Source organism: Virgibacillus sp. MSJ-26 (genome assembly GCF_018918075.1).
In the GTDB taxonomy this organism is placed as follows: domain Bacteria; phylum Bacillota; class Bacilli; order Bacillales; family Amphibacillaceae; genus MSJ-26.
The window spans coordinates 67,867-84,597 of record NZ_JAHLPW010000013.1; the positions used below are offsets into that span (position 1 = coordinate 67,867).

16 protein-coding genes and 1 other annotated feature are annotated in these 16,731 nt (G+C 35.9%); all 16 genes read right to left on the reverse strand.

From position 1 onward, the window contains the following. Positions 1 to 126: 126 nt before the first annotated feature. Complete coding sequence (locus KQI49_RS12900; RefSeq protein WP_216489557.1) at positions 127 to 1,035, reverse strand: RluA family pseudouridine synthase; 909 nt, start codon at positions 1,033 to 1,035, stop codon at positions 127 to 129. Position 1,036: 1 nt separating this feature from the next. Beyond that, entirely contained in the window at positions 1,037 to 1,501 is a 465-nt protein-coding gene (gene lspA, locus KQI49_RS12905; RefSeq protein WP_216489558.1) for a signal peptidase II, read from the reverse strand. 924 nt (positions 1,502 to 2,425) lie between these two features. Further along, positions 2,426 to 5,182, reverse strand: a complete 2,757-nt coding sequence (gene ileS / locus KQI49_RS12910; protein ID WP_216489559.1) for an isoleucine--tRNA ligase — start codon at positions 5,180 to 5,182, stop codon at positions 2,426 to 2,428. A gap of 46 nt (positions 5,183 to 5,228) precedes the next feature. After that, positions 5,229 to 5,462, reverse strand: a binding site (T-box leader). Between the two features lie 65 nt (positions 5,463 to 5,527). Then, positions 5,528 to 6,043, reverse strand: coding sequence for a DivIVA domain-containing protein (locus KQI49_RS12915; RefSeq protein WP_216489561.1), 516 nt, complete (start codon positions 6,041 to 6,043; stop codon positions 5,528 to 5,530). Positions 6,044 to 6,111: 68 nt separating this feature from the next. Then, a complete protein-coding gene (locus KQI49_RS12920) occupies positions 6,112 to 6,888 on the reverse strand; it encodes a YlmH family RNA-binding protein (RefSeq protein ID WP_216489562.1) in 777 nt (258 codons plus the stop codon). A 9-nt stretch (positions 6,889 to 6,897) separates the two neighbouring features. Then, positions 6,898 to 7,173: a YggT family protein gene (locus KQI49_RS12925; RefSeq protein ID WP_216489564.1), complete on the reverse strand. Its 276-nt coding sequence runs from the start codon at positions 7,171 to 7,173 to the stop codon at positions 6,898 to 6,900. Between the two features lies 1 nt (position 7,174). Continuing rightward, positions 7,175 to 7,612, reverse strand: a complete 438-nt coding sequence (locus KQI49_RS12930; RefSeq protein ID WP_216489565.1) for a cell division protein SepF — start codon at positions 7,610 to 7,612, stop codon at positions 7,175 to 7,177. Between the two features lie 12 nt (positions 7,613 to 7,624). Further along, positions 7,625 to 8,308, reverse strand: coding sequence for a YggS family pyridoxal phosphate-dependent enzyme (locus KQI49_RS12935; protein WP_216489567.1), 684 nt, complete (start codon positions 8,306 to 8,308; stop codon positions 7,625 to 7,627). Positions 8,309 to 8,332: 24 nt separating this feature from the next. Then, positions 8,333 to 9,145 carry a peptidoglycan editing factor PgeF gene (pgeF, locus tag KQI49_RS12940; RefSeq protein WP_216489568.1) on the reverse strand — a complete coding sequence of 271 codons (813 nt, stop codon included), beginning with the start codon at positions 9,143 to 9,145 and terminating at the stop codon, positions 8,333 to 8,335. A 78-nt stretch (positions 9,146 to 9,223) separates the two neighbouring features. Beyond that, complete coding sequence (locus tag KQI49_RS12945; protein WP_216489569.1) at positions 9,224 to 9,484, reverse strand: YlmC/YmxH family sporulation protein; 261 nt, start codon at positions 9,482 to 9,484, stop codon at positions 9,224 to 9,226. Between the two features lie 711 nt (positions 9,485 to 10,195). After that, positions 10,196 to 10,975: an RNA polymerase sporulation sigma factor SigG gene (sigG, locus tag KQI49_RS12950; RefSeq protein ID WP_216489571.1), complete on the reverse strand. Its 780-nt coding sequence runs from the start codon at positions 10,973 to 10,975 to the stop codon at positions 10,196 to 10,198. A gap of 122 nt (positions 10,976 to 11,097) precedes the next feature. After that, entirely contained in the window at positions 11,098 to 11,817 is a 720-nt protein-coding gene (gene sigE, locus KQI49_RS12955) for an RNA polymerase sporulation sigma factor SigE (protein ID WP_216489572.1), read from the reverse strand. A gap of 20 nt (positions 11,818 to 11,837) precedes the next feature. Beyond that, entirely contained in the window at positions 11,838 to 12,758 is a 921-nt protein-coding gene (gene spoIIGA / locus KQI49_RS12960; protein WP_216489574.1) for a sigma-E processing peptidase SpoIIGA, read from the reverse strand. A gap of 246 nt (positions 12,759 to 13,004) precedes the next feature. Continuing rightward, positions 13,005 to 14,144, reverse strand: a complete 1,140-nt coding sequence (gene ftsZ / locus KQI49_RS12965; protein WP_216489576.1) for a cell division protein FtsZ — start codon at positions 14,142 to 14,144, stop codon at positions 13,005 to 13,007. 199 nt (positions 14,145 to 14,343) lie between these two features. Further along, a complete protein-coding gene (ftsA, locus tag KQI49_RS12970) occupies positions 14,344 to 15,627 on the reverse strand; it encodes a cell division protein FtsA (protein ID WP_216489577.1) in 1,284 nt (427 codons plus the stop codon). Positions 15,628 to 15,899: 272 nt separating this feature from the next. After that, positions 15,900 to 16,673, reverse strand: coding sequence for a cell division protein FtsQ/DivIB (locus KQI49_RS12975; protein ID WP_216489578.1), 774 nt, complete (start codon positions 16,671 to 16,673; stop codon positions 15,900 to 15,902). Positions 16,674 to 16,731 lie beyond the last annotated feature (58 nt).

Genomic DNA, 16,731 nt, shown 5'->3' on the forward strand with positions numbered 1-16,731 from the left:
GAAAAAAGGGGTCGGATATACGTATTTCTACATAAATCGTTTCGCTTCCTTGATAAGCCTCACTGGACTAAATTAAAGGATCTTTATTAATTATTTTCTTTATTATTACAGAAACTATGATAACTGTCAATACATTTTATCTAAAGTTCCAAGTAATTCTTGAAAGTAAGTTGGTGGGTCAACTTCAAAACGCATCCATTCAGCAGTCGTTGGATGTGTAAGTCCAAGCGTTCTAGCATGCAATACTTGACCATTTGTTTTTAAAGTTTTACGTAAACCATATTTTGGATCACCAACTAGTGGATGATTAATGTATTTCATATGGACTCTAATTTGATGTGTTCTTCCAGTCTCCAATTGACATTCCACATGTGTATACTTTGGAAAGCGCTGCAATACTTGAAAATGGGTGATAGCAGGTTTTCCGTTATCGACAATTCCCATTTTTTGCCGATCTTTCGGATCCCTTCCAATTGGGGCATCAATCATTCCTTCTTCATGCTCAATGACCCCATGGACAATTGCTTCGTATTTCCGCTCAACTTCTTTATTTGCCAATTGTTCGGCTAAACTCGTATGAGACTGATCATTTTTAGCCACGACAAGGAGCCCACTTGTATCTTTGTCAATTCGATGAACGATCCCTGGACGCTCAACTCCATTGATACCTGATAAATCATCGCAGTGATGAAGAAGTGCATTAACAAGTGTACCAGACTGATGGCCCGCTGAAGGATGGACAACCATTCCTTTAGATTTATTTACTACAATTAAATCACTGTCCTCATAAACAATTGCTAAAGGAATATCTTCTGCAATCACATCAAGTGGCTTTACTTCTGGAATAGACCATTTAATAATATCACCCGACTGACATTTATAATTAGCTTTTACTTTGCTACCATTAACTGTTACGTAATTTTCCGCGATCCATAACTGAATTTGCGAGCGTGATCGCGTAGGATTAACATTAACTAGTATTTTATCCACTCTTAAATTTGATTCAAAATCAGTAACAACATGTTGTTGTGACATATTATGCTTGCCCTCTTTTCTTTTCATCTTTAAACGTGACAATGATTACTAAGATGACACCTATCACCAGTGAAGAATCTGCTATGTTAAAAATGGGATAGTCATATTTAAAAATAATGAAGTCCAAGAAATCAACAACTTCTTTGTGAAAAAGACGATCAATAAAATTGCCAATGGCTCCACCTAATATGAGACTTAATCCTACTGAAAGAATGCGATTACCTTTAGCATATGTATGAAGATAATAAATAACTCCGCCTAATACGACAACCGTTACGATATAAAAAAACACCATTTGATCCTGCAGTATTCCCCACGCGGCACCTGGGTTTCGGTGGGATGTTAAGTAGAAAAAGTTCTTAATAATTGGTATTTGTTCATATAACTCCATCTTATTTACAACAAGCCACTTCGTCAGCTGATCTATAGCTATAACGAGACCAGCTATAATATAATAAAAAATCATCCCTAATCCTCCGCTTCCAATCTTGCACTTTTATCATGACTCTTTCTGATTTTACCATAAACTATGGAGTTTATACCACTAGAGCTATAATTATTAAAACAAAATTCCAACACTAAGCTTGAGTAGATCCTATATTTATCACAGTTAACGTTAATTATTTGAGCAGTGTAATGTAACACATTAGATATATGATGTGCAGTAACTTACTATCTTAGGAATGAATTAAGCCATCGCTACGGAAATACACTTCGCTTTCCAGGGGCGGCTTGGTGAGCCTCCGAATGCTAACGCATTTCGGGGTCTCACCGATGCCTCTGGGGCTGCGCGTGAATGCTCGCCCCATCGAAGACTATAGCTCCCCTAGGAGTCTCCGCGTATTTCCTCCGCTTAGGATAGTTCATTTTCATTAACAAGCTGTAGTACTAAAAAAACATCAGCATAGTATTGCTCAAAGTGAAGATAAAAACTTTATAAAATGTAATTACGCTTTAATCATAAAGTATATAGTAGCTCAGGCAGAACGGATACGTGTAAATTTAATCCAAAAAAAGTAACTAAAAGTCTAGTCTTTGAACTCCGAACGAAGGCTATCTATAGCGAAGGAAAAAATGCGAGACTCCTCGAAAATAAAAACCAATTTTCTTCGTGCGATGTAACGCGCTGAAGTCCCTCATGTCCTACGGAAAAGGAACAGTCTGAAGATCCCGCAACGAGTGTTTTTTGCGAGTGAGGAGGCTGAAGCGTTCCCCATGGAAAGCGAGTATTTTTTTCCGTAGCGATGGAATGAGCACATATCTTTTTAAGAGGGAACAACTTTGCTGACGTTACTGCAAATCATGTGTATAAGGTGCGTTTATGTTGGAGTTAAGGTATTGAAAAGAATAAAAGATATCTCTCAATTTTGAGGGATATCTTTTATAACTACTATTCTGCATAATGCTCAGTCACAACATCGGCGCAGCGTGTACAGAGTGTTGGGTGTTCTTTATTTTCTCCTATTGTGCAAGAGTTCACCCAGCATCGTTCACATTTTTCACCTGGATGCGGTTCGACTAAGACAGAAACATGCTTATAGTTTTTTGCTTTTTTCTCATGATCACTGAGCTCGGCTTCAGATACAATCAATAGCTGATGTAAATTAGGAATTGAATTTAAGATGGTTGCGACGTTTTCGTCTTGCGGCACAAGTGTAACTTTAGCTTCAAGAGACTTACCAATCACTTTTTCATCTCTAGCTTCTTCAAGTGCCTTTAAGACGTCATCACGGATCTTCATAAATTGATCCCATTTTTCTACTTTACCTTCAAATCCAACAATGGATCTAGAGGTTGGCATGTCAGTAAGCTGGATAGACTCCTCTTTAACACTTGGGATATATTCCCAAATTTCATCAGTCGTATGAGGAATTATTGGTGTTAGTAGCTTAACAAGACTGACCAAAATCTCATAATAACCCGTTTGAATACTACGACGATAATGATTATCTTCTGCTTCAATATACAAAATGTCTTTTGCGAAATCTAGATAAAAAGAACTCAAGTCATCTGCAACAAAGTTATGAATACGATGGTAAATTGGTGAATACTCGTATTTCTCGTAATTTTCATGAACATCATCAATTAGTTCTTGAAGACGATATAGCATATAACGATCGACTTCTTCCATTTCTTCCTCCGGCACACGATCGGTAGCTGGATCAAAATCAGAAATGTTTGCAAGCATAAATCGGAATGTATTTCTGATTTTTCGATAGCTCTCAGAAACCTGCTTCAGGATTTCATTAGATATCCGAACATCCGCTTGGTAATCTACTGAAGATACCCACAGTCTTAATATATCAGAACCGAATTGCTTTTGAACTTTACTTGGAAGCATCACATTACCTAATGATTTACTCATTTTACGACCTTTTCCGTCAAGTACAAATCCATGACTTACAATCGTTTTATAAGGTGCCTTACCTGTTACTGCAACGGCAGTGGAGAGTGATGAGTTAAACCAGCCACGATATTGGTCACTTCCCTCTAAATAAACATCTGCTGGACGGTGATGATCTGGACGACCAACTAAAACAGCTTCATGTGATGAGCCTGAATCAAACCAAACATCCATAATATCCGTCTCTTTAGTAAAGTTTCCGTTAGGGCTGTGCTCAGACGTAAATCCTTCTGGTAAGAGATCCTTCGCTTCCCATTCAAACCAGATATTTGAACCGTGTTCTGCAAACAAATTAGACACATTCTCAATGGTTTCGTCAGTAATAATTGGTGTTTGATCTTCACCATAAAAAACAGGAATAGGTACTCCCCATGTTCTCTGACGGGAGATACACCAATCTTCACGATCTTTCACCATATTATGAAGACGTGTCTCACCCCAACTTGGATACCAGTTGACCTTTTTAATTTCTTCTAATATATCTTCACGGAATGCCTTGATAGAAGCAAACCATTGTGAGGTAGCTCGGAAAATAGTTGGCTTTTTCGTTCTCCAATCATGAGGATACGAGTGTGTAATAAAGTTTAATTTTAATAAAGCCCCTACTTCTTCAAGTTTTTCCGTAATATCTTTGTTTGCTTTATCATAAAATATTCCTTCAAAGCCTGGCGCTTCCTCTGTAAAGACACCTTTTTCATCAACAGGGCATAATGCGTCAATTCCATATCGCTTGGAGGCATAAAAGTCATCTTCACCGTGCCCAGGAGCAGTATGGACACATCCTGTACCAGAATCTGTTGTAACATAGTCTCCTAAAATAATTAATGATTCACGGTCATAAAATGGATGTTTGGCAGTAATTCGCTCTGCCTCCTTTCCTTTAAAACGTTTGACAACTTTAGGAGTTTCCCATTCTAATTCTTCGCTAACAGTATCTAGTAGAGACTCTGCAATAATATATTTCTCATCATTAACTTCCACTACAACATAGTCGAATTCTGGATGCAGGGCAATAGCTAAGTTTGCAGGTATCGTCCAAGGTGTTGTCGTCCAAATAATAAATTTTTCGTCTCCAGCAAATAAATTTTTTCCGTCCTTAACATTAAAAGCAACATAAATGGATGGTGAGCGCTTATCATGATATTCAATTTCAGCTTCTGCAAGTGCAGATTCTGAAGACGGTGACCAATACACAGGTTGCAAACCTTTATAGATATAACCTTTTTTAGCCATTTCACCGAATACTTTAATTTGGGCTGCTTCATAATCTTTCGTTAACGTAATATATGGGTTGTCCCAATCACCGCGGACCCCCAAGGACTTAAATTGATCACGTTGATTATAAAGTTGACCCATAGCGTATTCTGCACACATCTCTCTAAACTCCGCGATATTTAAATCCTTGCGGTTAATTTTTTTCTTTTTAGTTAGTGCAGTTTCAATTGGAAGCCCGTGGGTATCCCATCCAGGTACATATGGAGCTTGATAACCCGACATCGATTTATAGCGGGTTATAAAATCCTTTAAAATTTTATTTAATGCATGCCCAATGTGTAAATCTCCATTAGCATAAGGTGGGCCATCGTGTAAAATAAATAAAGGTCTTCCTTCAGTTCTCTTTTGATCCTTTTCATAAATATTCATTGATTCCCATTTTTCTTGTCTTAACGGTTCCTTATTTGGTAAATTTCCACGCATTGGAAATTTTGTTTTCGGCATTAATAACGTTTTTTTGTATTCCATGTATAAACCTCCTAAAAAGTTAATAAAAAAAGCCCTCAACATCCCAAAAAGGGACGAGAAGACTCGCGGTACCACCCTTATAAATTAAAAATAATTTAATAGTTCAATTATAATTTAATTCACCTTAGATTCATAACGGGAATAAACCGGCTATTATTACTCAATTTCATAATAGCTACTCAAGAGTGATCTTCTATGGATCCCATTGCCTCAGGCTTTCACCATTTCCTGATTCGCTAAACAAAAGTACTCCATATACTGTCTCTGTCATTGTATTTTACTTTTTTTGAAATATTTAATTTTAATACTCAGCATTATATGTAAATATAACAACGGCGTCAAGGTTTATGACTTGTTTTCTGCCGTTTCATATTCCATCGTTGCTTCATCGTCCATTTCAGTGTTAAACAAATCGTCCCAATCATCTGTATTAATCATATCTAATTGAGCTTCAACAAGCATTTTTAATCGCGTACGGAAAACTTTTGCTTGTTTTTTCAACTCTTCAACTTCCATTGAAATACGCCTAGATTTACTTAATGATTCATTGATAATCCGATCGGCGTTCTTCTCAGCTTCTTTTATAATAAGTTTGGATTCCTTTGTTGCATTACCTGTAACTTCTTCTGCTGTTTCCTGAGCAACTAAAATAGAGCGATTTAGAGTTTCTTCAATATTAGTGAAATGTCCAAGCCTTTCATTTAGTCCTGAAACTTTTTCTTCAAGTTCTTTTTTTTCACGAATCACTAATTCATAATCTTTAATAATTTTATCTAAAAAGTCATTAACCTCATCCTCATCATAGCCTCTGAAGCTTCTTGTAAATTCTTTATTATGAATATCCAGTGGTGTTAATGGCACCTTGGCCACCTCCCTAACGAATTTAGTTTTACGAAGTATTCTTAGTCATTATTCTATCAAATTCTACATTATTTTAAAATAGCTATTATGGCGCGTAGTCTATTTTTACGTGTTTTTCCCTCAAGGCTTATAAGTTTACTTCTCCCCTTGCCTCTTAAGGAGAGCATATCTGATTCACGTAATTGAAAGCTCGGTTCATCAACTACTTTAAAATTAACTTTAACGTTATTTTTTTTAATATAGTCTACTGCATCTTTTCTAGATAAATTATATATTTCTTTTAATACATTATCCAATCTTAATGAGGAGATTGTTCTGGATTGTTCAAGCCAATTCTTTTCTGTTTCAATCAAATCATCAAATGGTTTGTCGACCAATTGAATTGTAGCATTTTTAATTGAGGTTAAATTAGTCTTTATAAAAGGTGAAATTTCTGTTGTTGTTATAATTTGAAACCGACCGTCTTTTAAATAGATATCACCGAGAGTTTGTCGTTTAACTCCTAAAGATAGAAAGGAACCCATTATATCCCGGTGTGTTAATGTAATAAATTTGGAATGATAATTTCCTTCAAGTAATGTCAATTGGTAGTCAATATGCTCAATCTCTTCATAATACGGGGCGATAATGGCCCTTTTTCTTTCTGAATAATGGCCACCCCCAAATTGATTCACTTGTAAATCGTCATTCTCTGTACCAACAAGCATATCCACTATTTGTTGCTCCCGTGGATCAAGAAAATCTGTTAATTTTCTTTGATATGACCTTTCAACTTCTTCTTTCCAGGATAACACTTGATCAATAAATGCGTGTTCTTCTTTACGAAAATGTTGATAAATCCCCATAACTATTTATTAAAAGAGACCTCCGAATATATCGTATAATGCTCTTAGTCCATATGCTTGAGCAAAATTTAATACTAAGATTGCTACAATAGGAGAAATATCTATCATTCCAAGAGGTGGGATAATTCTCCTAAAGGGCTCAAGAAATGGTTCACAAATCTTTGTTAAGAACTCTCCGAAAGCTGATTCACGTGCACCTGGAAACCACGACATAAAAATATATATAATTAAGGCAAAACTATAGAGCCTTAATGCCAATCCTAATAAATTCAATAGTTGTAACATATTACCATCCTCTATTCAATTCTTGCTCGTCCTCAAATGAATCTGTAATTGTTCCTGACACATCAACATTATCTGGAGCACATAAAAATGTTTCTGTTCCCAATTTCTGTATATTGCCATTCACAGCATAAACAGTACCACTTAAAAAGTCAACTATACGTTTGGCTTGTTGGTGATCTACGCGTTGTAGATTAATCACAACAGCACGACGATTAACAATATTGTCAGCAATTTCTTGTGCTTCACTATAAGAACGAGGTTCCGCTAAGACTACTTTAGCTGTCGCCTGCTTCATACTCGTTAAATTAACAACATTCTTCTTTTCTTGCTCGAGTGGGACTTGATCTGTTTGTTCATATGCGTCTTCCTCATTTTCTTCAATATATTCATACTCATCATCCATAGTAAAATATGATTTAATCTTATTTTTGAAACTCATTTATATTTCACCTCACTTATCGTAAGGTCCTACAAGTTCTGAACCTATACGGATATGTGTTGCGCCCTCTTCAATGGCTATCTCATAGTCATTACTCATTCCCATAGATAAATATTTACAAGGTGCGTGCGCTAAGTGTTTCTCTTTAACCTGATCCCTTAAATCAGCAAGCTTTCTAAACACTTCTCTTAAAACCTGTTCATCTTCAACATGTGGTGCCATTGTCATAAGACCAATAACCTGGACATTTTCATACTGATCAATTTCTTGTATAAAATTCAAGACTTCTTCTGGGTGTAACCCATGCTTTGTATCTTCACCACTTACATTGACTTGAATAAAACATTCAACTGGTTTTGAAGTGCGCTTATTGATTTCTTTCGCTAGTGATTTACGATCTAATGAGTGAATTGCCGTTACTTTATCAACTACTTCCCTAACCTTTCTCGATTGGAGTGTCCCGATAAAATGCCAATTAACATCATCATTATTTATTTGTGTTTGTTTTTTTACAAATTCGTCTGTGCGATTTTCTCCCAAATGATTTATCCCAGCTTCAATTGCTTCCTGGGTTCGTTCTATTGTAACATATTTCGTCACTGCTATTATTGTAATATCTTCTAGATTGCGATTACTTTTTTTACACGCTTTCTCAATATTATTTCGAACTATTTCTAAATTTGAAACAACGCTCATTACAAACTGGCTCCTTTTACATTTTTAACTTTGCTTTAAACCTATGTAACCTAACATTCTTCCCGTCTTCCCTTGATCTCTACGATGAGAGAAGAACAAACCTTGTTTTGTATATGTACAATGCTTTGTCATTTCTATGTTCAATTCCTTTATCCCTGAATCAAGTAAAATCTGTTTATTTAAAAGTTTTAAATCTAATAAATATTTAGTGTCGCTATGTTTTATACTCACGCTTTCTCGGTAAAGCTCATCAATTTGATTAATTACTGTTTCATCTACTTCATATTTTTCTTGTGATATTGATGGTCCAATTGCAACTAAAATATTTTTGGGATTGACACCCAAGTTCTGCATTTGTTCCACCATACGTGCCCCTATTTTATTTGTAGTTCCCCGCCAACCTGCATGGGCTATACCGATGTAGGAAGTGATAGGATCAAAAAAATACAAAGGTACACAATCAGCAAAAAATGCAGTGCAAAGAATGCCAGGTTCTCGGGTTATTAATCCATCGGTTTTTTTTATTGATGAATCAAACGTTTGAGCCCCTTTTCCTTTGTCATGCTTGTCTACAATATGAATTTGATTACCGTGAATTTGTTCTGCTGCTACCCATTGACTCAAAGGCATTCTTAGACTTTTGCCTAATTCATTTCGGTTTGCCAATACGTCTTGAAGTTGATCATTAACGTGCATCCCTAAATTAAATGTATCAAAAGGGGACTGGCTTACACCACCCAATCTCGTTGTAAATCCGGCAACCAATGAATTGTTTTGACTTTGCCATAATTCTATACTTAAAAAGGTTGGGTCCTTTTGTTGAAAAATCTCACTCATGAAAAGACTCACCTCCTAAAATAGTTATTGCTTTTTCTATTTTATCACAAATTCAATATAGTTCACCTATTTCAATCATTAATTTTCACTAGGGTAAAGCTGTGGGTAATCAATATCTTGGACAAGAATAACATCGGTGCCAATTGTAACGATTTGATGCCAAGGTATAAATACTTCTTCTTGCTTCCCAAAAAAGCTATCGTTTTCCTTAACAAAAATAATAAGAGATCTAATTTTCCCTAGATCAACATCGATTTCTAAATCGTCAATATGGCCTAAACGCCTCCCATTACTAACAATAATAATTTCCTTCATCTGTAACTCCGATAACTTAATCATCCCATCCACCTGCCTTACTTTTATGTATATGCGCATTTCACCAGTTTTAATTATAAAAGAGTGACAGATAAATGATGATAAAGTTTTTATTTATATCATAATACACAGTAAATATAAACCGCGACATAGTGAATAGGTGGATCCGTTTATTCCGAGCAAATAGAGTGCGTACACCTCGTTTCGGCAGAATACTTCGCTTTCCACGGGCAAGGCTCCAGCCTCCTTGCCCCGGCAAGGGGTATGCCGGCGTTGTCCACAAAGGACGGTTTTAGTCGGCCTTCATTAGCTTTACCACCGCTGCGGGGTCTTCAGACTCGTGCTTTTCCCACAGGAGTCTTCGTATTCTGCCTACGCTATTATGCTACGATTTACAACTTGGTATATTCTGGAATATTAATTGTGACAGACATCTACATATCCTAAAAGATAACTACTATAAGCGAAGGAAAAACGCGGAGACTACTGTGGGAGCTGAGGCCTAGATGAGACCCCGCAGAGCGTAGCTCGAGGAGGCTCATCAGCCGCCCACGGAAAGCGTAGCGATTTTTCCGCAGCGATGGGATTATCACTTACTTTAATAGGACGAGAAGAGTGTCATTGTTGAAACTATGTGTCGCATAATATGGATTATGTGATGTCGTGCTTGCTTAAGGTTTGTAATAAAACGCAAAAAAAGTAGCTGTACGGATTCGACAGCTACTTTTTTTACTCTTACTCAAACATCTCTTTATTCATTTGTTCAATTGCTGCTTTTTCCAGGCGTGATACTTGTGCTTGGGATATTCCGATTTCTTCGGCAACTTCCATCTGGGTTCTTCCTTGAAAGAAGCGTTTATTTAGGATTAATTTTTCTCGTTCATTTAAACGATGCATGCCTTCTTTGACCGATAATTTATCTGCCCAAGTATCAACCTTCTCTTTATTATCACTAATTTGATCCATGATATAAATGGGATCTCCGCCCTCGTTATATATGGGTTCAAATAATGAAACCGGATCCTGGATAGCATCCATAGCAAATACAATATCTGTATAAGAAACTCCCATTTCTTCAGCTATTTCCATTGGTGTCGGCTCTTTCGAAGTCTTATTAATTAATTCCTCTCTTATCTTGAGCGCTTTATAGGCTGTATCTCGTAAAGATCTTGACACCCTGATTGGATTATTATCCCGTAAGTATCGTCTTATCTCACCTATAATCATCGGAACAGCATATGTTGAAAACCTAACATTGTGACTTAAATCAAAATTATCAATGGATTTCATTAGACCAATACAACCAACTTGAAATAGATCGTCTACATATTCTCCGCGATTATTAAACCTTTGAATCACACTTAATACTAATCGTAAATTTCCATTCACAAGTTCTTCTCGTGCTGATATGTCTCCTCCCTGCATTTTTTTAAATAGTTCTTTCATTTCATCATTTTTTAAAACGGGTAATTTTGATGTATCTACTCCACAAATTACTACTTTATGTCTTGACATTCTTTACCCTCCTGCTTGGAGATGTTGTACATGGTAAGTATCTCCGAGAGAGTTCTTTTTTATGCAATTGAAGTCAAGACAAAATACACCTAAATTCTAGTTTGTAGTAGTAAGGGCAAGGGTTATACCATTTTATTAAATTCTTTTTTAAGTCGCCTTATAATTTTCTTTTCAAGTCTCGAAATATAGGATTGGGAAATTCCTAATAAATCGGCAACATCTTTTTGGGTTTTTGCTCTTTCACCTATTAAACCAAAACGCAGTTCCATAATTTGTTTTTCTCTATCATTCAGTTGATGCAATGATTTTTTTAATAAAGAACGATCCACTTTAGCGTCTAAACCTTTTGTAATAATATCTTCATCTGTACCTAGTACGTCAGATAACAATAACTCATTACCATCCCAATCTACATTTAACGGTTCATCAAAAGAAATCTCTGTTTTCAATTTATTGTTACGTCTGAGATACATTAAAATTTCGTTTTCTATACATCTAGAAGCATATGTAGCTAATTTAATTTTCTTTTCAGGATTAAAGGTGTTAACTCCTTTTATAAGACCTATAGCACCTATGCTGATTAAATCTTCAATATTAATACCTGTATTTTCAAACTTCCGGGCAATATATACGACTAGCCGTAAATTACGTTCAATTAAAATGGCACGGGCGGATTGATCTCCTTCTGGTAGTAATTCAAGTAACTCTTTCTCTTCTTCTTTTGATAGTGGAGGTGGTAAAGCTTGACTTCCCCCAATATAATAAATTTCTTTAGGTTTTATCCCTAATTTTATGAGTAGTTTATACCACCATAAACGAAGACGTAATTTTATTATTCTCACATTTATTCGCTCCTTTTGTATCACGCTGTATTTATATTTGATAATTTAATGATTTCTGGTTGCAGCAAGCAATGGTATAAATGGTCTGTCGTTAAATTATCAAACTGAATTCCAATCAGTACATTGTTAGTTATGATCTCATCTTCATCGTATTGAATGGTCAACTTCTCAGGGCGTAAGGCGAGTAAAAAGTTACTTCCACCTTCAACACCTTGATAGGGGACAACATGGATGCTGTCCTCCCACGCCTTTGGAATATTATCGAAGTCAAGAGAAGCATGTGACTCCTTCAATTGTTTCCATTCCACTTCCGCAAACCATTGTTTCAAAAAGCTTTGATCCGCAATAACGACAGGTTTTTTAGTCATAGGACAAACTAACTGATTCCCACTATCAATATAACCGTCTGTTGAAAATGTACGACCGTTCATCTTAAGTGTCACACGATAAAGCTGGTCATATCGAATTTTTTCAACTGCATGCTTGTCCAACCGTCTTTTAGTGAATAACCAAACGAACGGAAATCCTATAAGAATAAACAGCCAACTAACAGGATCACCATAACCTTTACTAAATGTTAAAATTCCTGAATCAGACATCCCTACTGGACTTTGAGCCATGTGGTGTAAAGCTATTAAACCACCCCCTATTGCAAATGTAATAAAGTAGAAAATTAACAGTAACTTCAATGTCCTATGAATTGAAATAAAGCGAAATGTGCAAAACACAATTAGAAGAGAATAAAGTAGTTTACCAACTATGGACGTTAAAAAGGTATTAGGAAAATAAAGTGATAATGGAACAATCAAAGAAGCAACAAACGCTCCAAATAATAGTCTTCGTTTTGTTACTCTTTCTTTTACCATAGCGCCGGTCAACATTAAGAGCATTAGATCTAAGAAATAGTTTAGTGCCCACACTGCATCTAAATAAATTGTCACTTTACTTTTCCTCCATAATCTCTTCAGTTTTCATACGCTCGGACATACTAAAATGAGTATATCCCATTTAACGAGCGAAGTCTGTCACTTTTTGTATGCGTAAATTTACTAATTTCAACTAGTTATCAATAGTTATCGGAAAGATTGTCGGAAGAAAAAAGAGGGATTAATATTATCAATATAAATTATACAAAATAAAAAAACGATAGCTCAAATAGCTACCGTTTTTATTAAATATTATTTTTACTAGTTTCGATTACGATTCCGATTTCTTAAGAAGGTTGGTATATCTAAGGTGTCTTCTTGTTTTTGGTGAGTTTGAGTTGGATTTGGTTGAACAGACTCTCTTACGTTATCTTCAGGTTCCCGTGTAGCTGCATGTTGTTGATGTGTTGTGACTGGTCTTTGTTTTGGTTGTTTATCTATATTTTTTGCCTCATCAAAACCTGTAGCGATCACTGTTACAACTATTTCATCTTTCAAGTTCTCATTTATAACGGAACCAAATATAACGTTAACTTCATCATCAGCTGCTGAAGTAACCAAATCAGCCGCTTCCTGAACTTCAAATAAACTCAAGTTTGTTCCCCCGGTAATATTCATTAATATTCCATGGGCACCGTCAACGGATGTTTCAAGCAATGGTGAAGAAATGGCTTTTTTAGCCGCCTCTGTTGCTCTGCTTTCACCTGTTGCAACACCAATTCCCATAAGCGCAGAACCTTTATCGAACATTATTGTTTTTACGTCAGCAAAGTCCACGTTAATAAGACCTGGTTTCGCAATGAGATCAGAAATTCCTTGCACACCTTGTCTAAGTACATTATCAGCTTCGCGGAATGCCTCAAGCATTGGAGTGTTTTTATCTACAATTTCAAGTAATCGATCATTTGGGATAACTATAAGTGTATCGACACTGTTTTTCAAGGCGTCAATCCCCGATATCGCTTGAGTGGACCTTCTTCTTCCTTCAAACGAAAATGGACGAGTAACAACACCGACAGTCAATGCACCTTGTTCTTTGGCAATTTGTGCAATAGTTGGGGCAGCCCCTGTTCCGGTTCCTCCACCCATTCCAGCTGTTACGAAGATCATATCAGCACCCTGAAGAACTTCTTCTAATTGCTCCTTGCTCTCTTCAGCCGCCTTTTTTCCGATCTCCGGGTTAGCTCCTGCACCTAAACCACGTGTAAGTTTCCCACCTATCTGAAGCTTTAATTCTGCCTTTGATAGATTAAGAGCTTGTGCATCTGTGTTAACAGCAATAAATTCAACACCCTCGACTCCATGTTCAATCATTCGGTTAACCGCATTATTACCTCCACCACCTACACCGATAACTTTAATCGTTGCAAGTTGATCTGTTTGTGTATCAAACTCTAACATTTTTCGTTCCTCCTCAAAATTACAAGAATTAATCTACAAAATATGTAACATTCAAAAAGCGAGCAGATATCAAATCTTTCTACCTAGAAAAAATCAAACAAACCATCGTTATTTGATACACATCATGAATTATATTTAACCAATATTTTATAATGGGTAGAATATATCTTTTGCTGCTTTTTGATAAATAGTTCAAGTGTTAATCAAAGAAATACTTAAATAAGTTGGCAATACCAGATTGCTTTTTCTTTTTTTCTTTCGGTTCTGAGTCATTAGATTGACTTTTCTTTATTCGTTTTGGTTGTTGTTCACTTTCTGTAAATGCTACTGCTGGTTGTAATTCTTTACCTTGTATTTTCGCATTATGATTTGCAAATTGCAAGATTCCTACACCTGCTGTGAACTGTGGTTCCCTTACCCCTATATAGTCAGGTATCGCTATTCGAACATTGGATTGAAATAAATCCTGTGCCAATTCAAGTGCACCTGGCATTTTCATAGTGCCGCCAGTTAATACATAGCCACCTGGTAATTCACGGTAACCCATTTTTCTAATTTCTCTTTCAGCAAAAGCATAAACTTCTTCAAGTCGTGCTTCAATCATATCGGAAATTTCTAATTGATTATAAGTTTGAGTAGCGTTACTGCCAATTGTAGTAGCTTCAAATATTTCATCTTCTTGGGCTAAATCGTAAAATGCATGTCCATGATTTAATTTGATGTCTTCTGCTTCCTCTGTTGATGTTCTTAAACCTATGGATAAATCTTTCGTAATATTTTCGCCTCCAAGAGTGACGACACTTGTTGATGATAAATGCCCATTTTCGAAAACCGAAACTGTTGAACACCCTCCACCGACATCTATTAACGCTACCCCGAGGTTTTTTTCATCTTGGGATAACGCAATTGAACCAGCTGCAAGCGGTTGTAGACAAATATCGGAAACCTGTAGGCCTGCTCTTTCAACACATTTTAAAATATTATGTAAAATAGTTTTTGAACAAGTGATAATGGTTCCTTCCATCTCTAAACGAACACCAATCATTCCGCGTGGATCCGTTATTTCGTCTAAACCATCAACGATAAATTGCTTCGGAATAACATCAATTATTTCCCGTTCCGGTGGAATTGAAATAACTTGGGCACCATCAATTACCCTTGTAACATCTTCATCACCAATTTCTCGATCGTCACTTTGCACAGCAACTACACCATGGCAAGGCTGTAATTGAATATGACTTCCGTTGATGCCTACTACGACACTATCGATTTCCATTCCTACCATCCGTTCAGCTTGTTCTGCCGCATTTCGAATTGATTGCACTGTTTTATCAATATCAACAATGGCACCTTTTTTCATTCCATTTGACTTTGCAGAACCAACACCAATTATGTTCAAGGAGTCGTTTAAAACTTCACCTATTATAACTTTAATTTTTGATGTCCCTATATCAAGACTAACTAGCACTTCACTATTTTCCAAAGAAAGGCACCTCCTAATTCAAAACATCATTTCTCTTTTATTTTGTTTTTCAATAATGATTACTCTTTTCTACTATAATCTATTATTTTATATGAGTTTTCAAAAAAAAGATATATATTTTATGCATTTAGTAAATATTTTTAATAATTTCCTATAATTCGAGTGGATTCGCTACTTTATTCCCCATATTTAGAGCATTTTTCAATTCGTTTATCATTGGAAATCTAACAATAGCTTTTCGTGAGTTAATAAACTTTTATGGGGATTGACCACTATTCTTCTTCTTTCTTTTGATCCTCACTTTGAAAACTCTCAAAATAAGCACCGCCCCCAATATGAATAATTCCTTTATCTTCTGGGTCTAATTGCGAAACAATGGAAGGATAAACAGTCATTTTCTCGGAAAAGTCACGTATTGTACTCGAAACGACATAGCCATCATTCATATATAGGAGTATTTTGTTCTTGTTTTCTTCTGTTGGGTCCCAGTATACTTCTGAAATAAGATTTGAAATACTTTTTGGCAGCTCGTACAATTCAACGGCCATTTTATCCAAGTAATCTTTTTCTGAAAAGTTAAGCAATAGAGGTGCATCGCCGTTTATACTCTTCGTCTGTCTATCTGTTATAATTTCCCCGTCTTCAATGACAGGCATATAATGTTCCTCATCCTTAATAAAACCGACCAGGTCAAATTCTTTTATAGTAACATTGACAGTCCATGGCAGCGACCGCTTAATAGAAACTGTGTCTACCATAGCATTTTTTTGAATTGATTCAGTCATATTACTTTTGTTTATTGCCCATATATTCGTCTGTTTGGTCAGCTCACTTAATTGAATGATCTCTTCCTTCGACAGGACATTATTCCCCGTTACATTTATTGTTTTCACATTACTAAGTGGGGATTGTAAATAAACAACTAGCGAGACTAAAAGGAAAAAAATAGATAGATAAAATATAAGTCGTCGATTTGCTTTCTTTTTTCGTTCCTGTTTTAATTTAGGGATGCGATCTTCAATCGACACAACGTTTTTTTCGCTCATCGTTTTCTTCCTTTATCGTAAATAATACTTATTTGTTTGTAAACTAGCTATAATTCTT

Bases quoted from the DNA above. Each gene is read 5' to 3' on its own strand.
- KQI49_RS12900 (WP_216489557.1), bottom strand. From the start codon at position 1,035: ATGTCACAACAACATGTTGTTACTGATTTTGAATCAAATTTAAGAGTG.
- lspA (WP_216489558.1), bottom strand. From the start codon at position 1,501: ATGATTTTTTATTATATTATAGCTGGTCTCGTTATAGCTATAGATCAG.
- ileS (WP_216489559.1), bottom strand. From the start codon at position 5,182: ATGGAATACAAAAAAACGTTATTAATGCCGAAAACAAAATTTCCAATG.
- KQI49_RS12920 (WP_216489562.1), bottom strand. From the start codon at position 6,888: ATGGGGATTTATCAACATTTTCGTAAAGAAGAACACGCATTTATTGAT.
- KQI49_RS12925 (WP_216489564.1), bottom strand. From the start codon at position 7,173: ATGTTACAACTATTGAATTTATTAGGATTGGCATTAAGGCTCTATAGT.
- KQI49_RS12930 (WP_216489565.1), bottom strand. From the start codon at position 7,612: ATGAGTTTCAAAAATAAGATTAAATCATATTTTACTATGGATGATGAG.
- KQI49_RS12935 (WP_216489567.1), bottom strand. From the start codon at position 8,308: ATGAGCGTTGTTTCAAATTTAGAAATAGTTCGAAATAATATTGAGAAA.
- pgeF (WP_216489568.1), bottom strand. From the start codon at position 9,145: ATGAGTGAGATTTTTCAACAAAAGGACCCAACCTTTTTAAGTATAGAA.
- KQI49_RS12945 (WP_216489569.1), bottom strand. From the start codon at position 9,484: ATGATTAAGTTATCGGAGTTACAGATGAAGGAAATTATTATTGTTAGT.
- sigG (WP_216489571.1), bottom strand. From the start codon at position 10,975: ATGTCAAGACATAAAGTAGTAATTTGTGGAGTAGATACATCAAAATTA.
- ftsZ (WP_216489576.1), bottom strand. From the start codon at position 14,144: ATGTTAGAGTTTGATACACAAACAGATCAACTTGCAACGATTAAAGTT.
- KQI49_RS12975 (WP_216489578.1), bottom strand. From the start codon at position 16,673: ATGAGCGAAAAAAACGTTGTGTCGATTGAAGATCGCATCCCTAAATTA.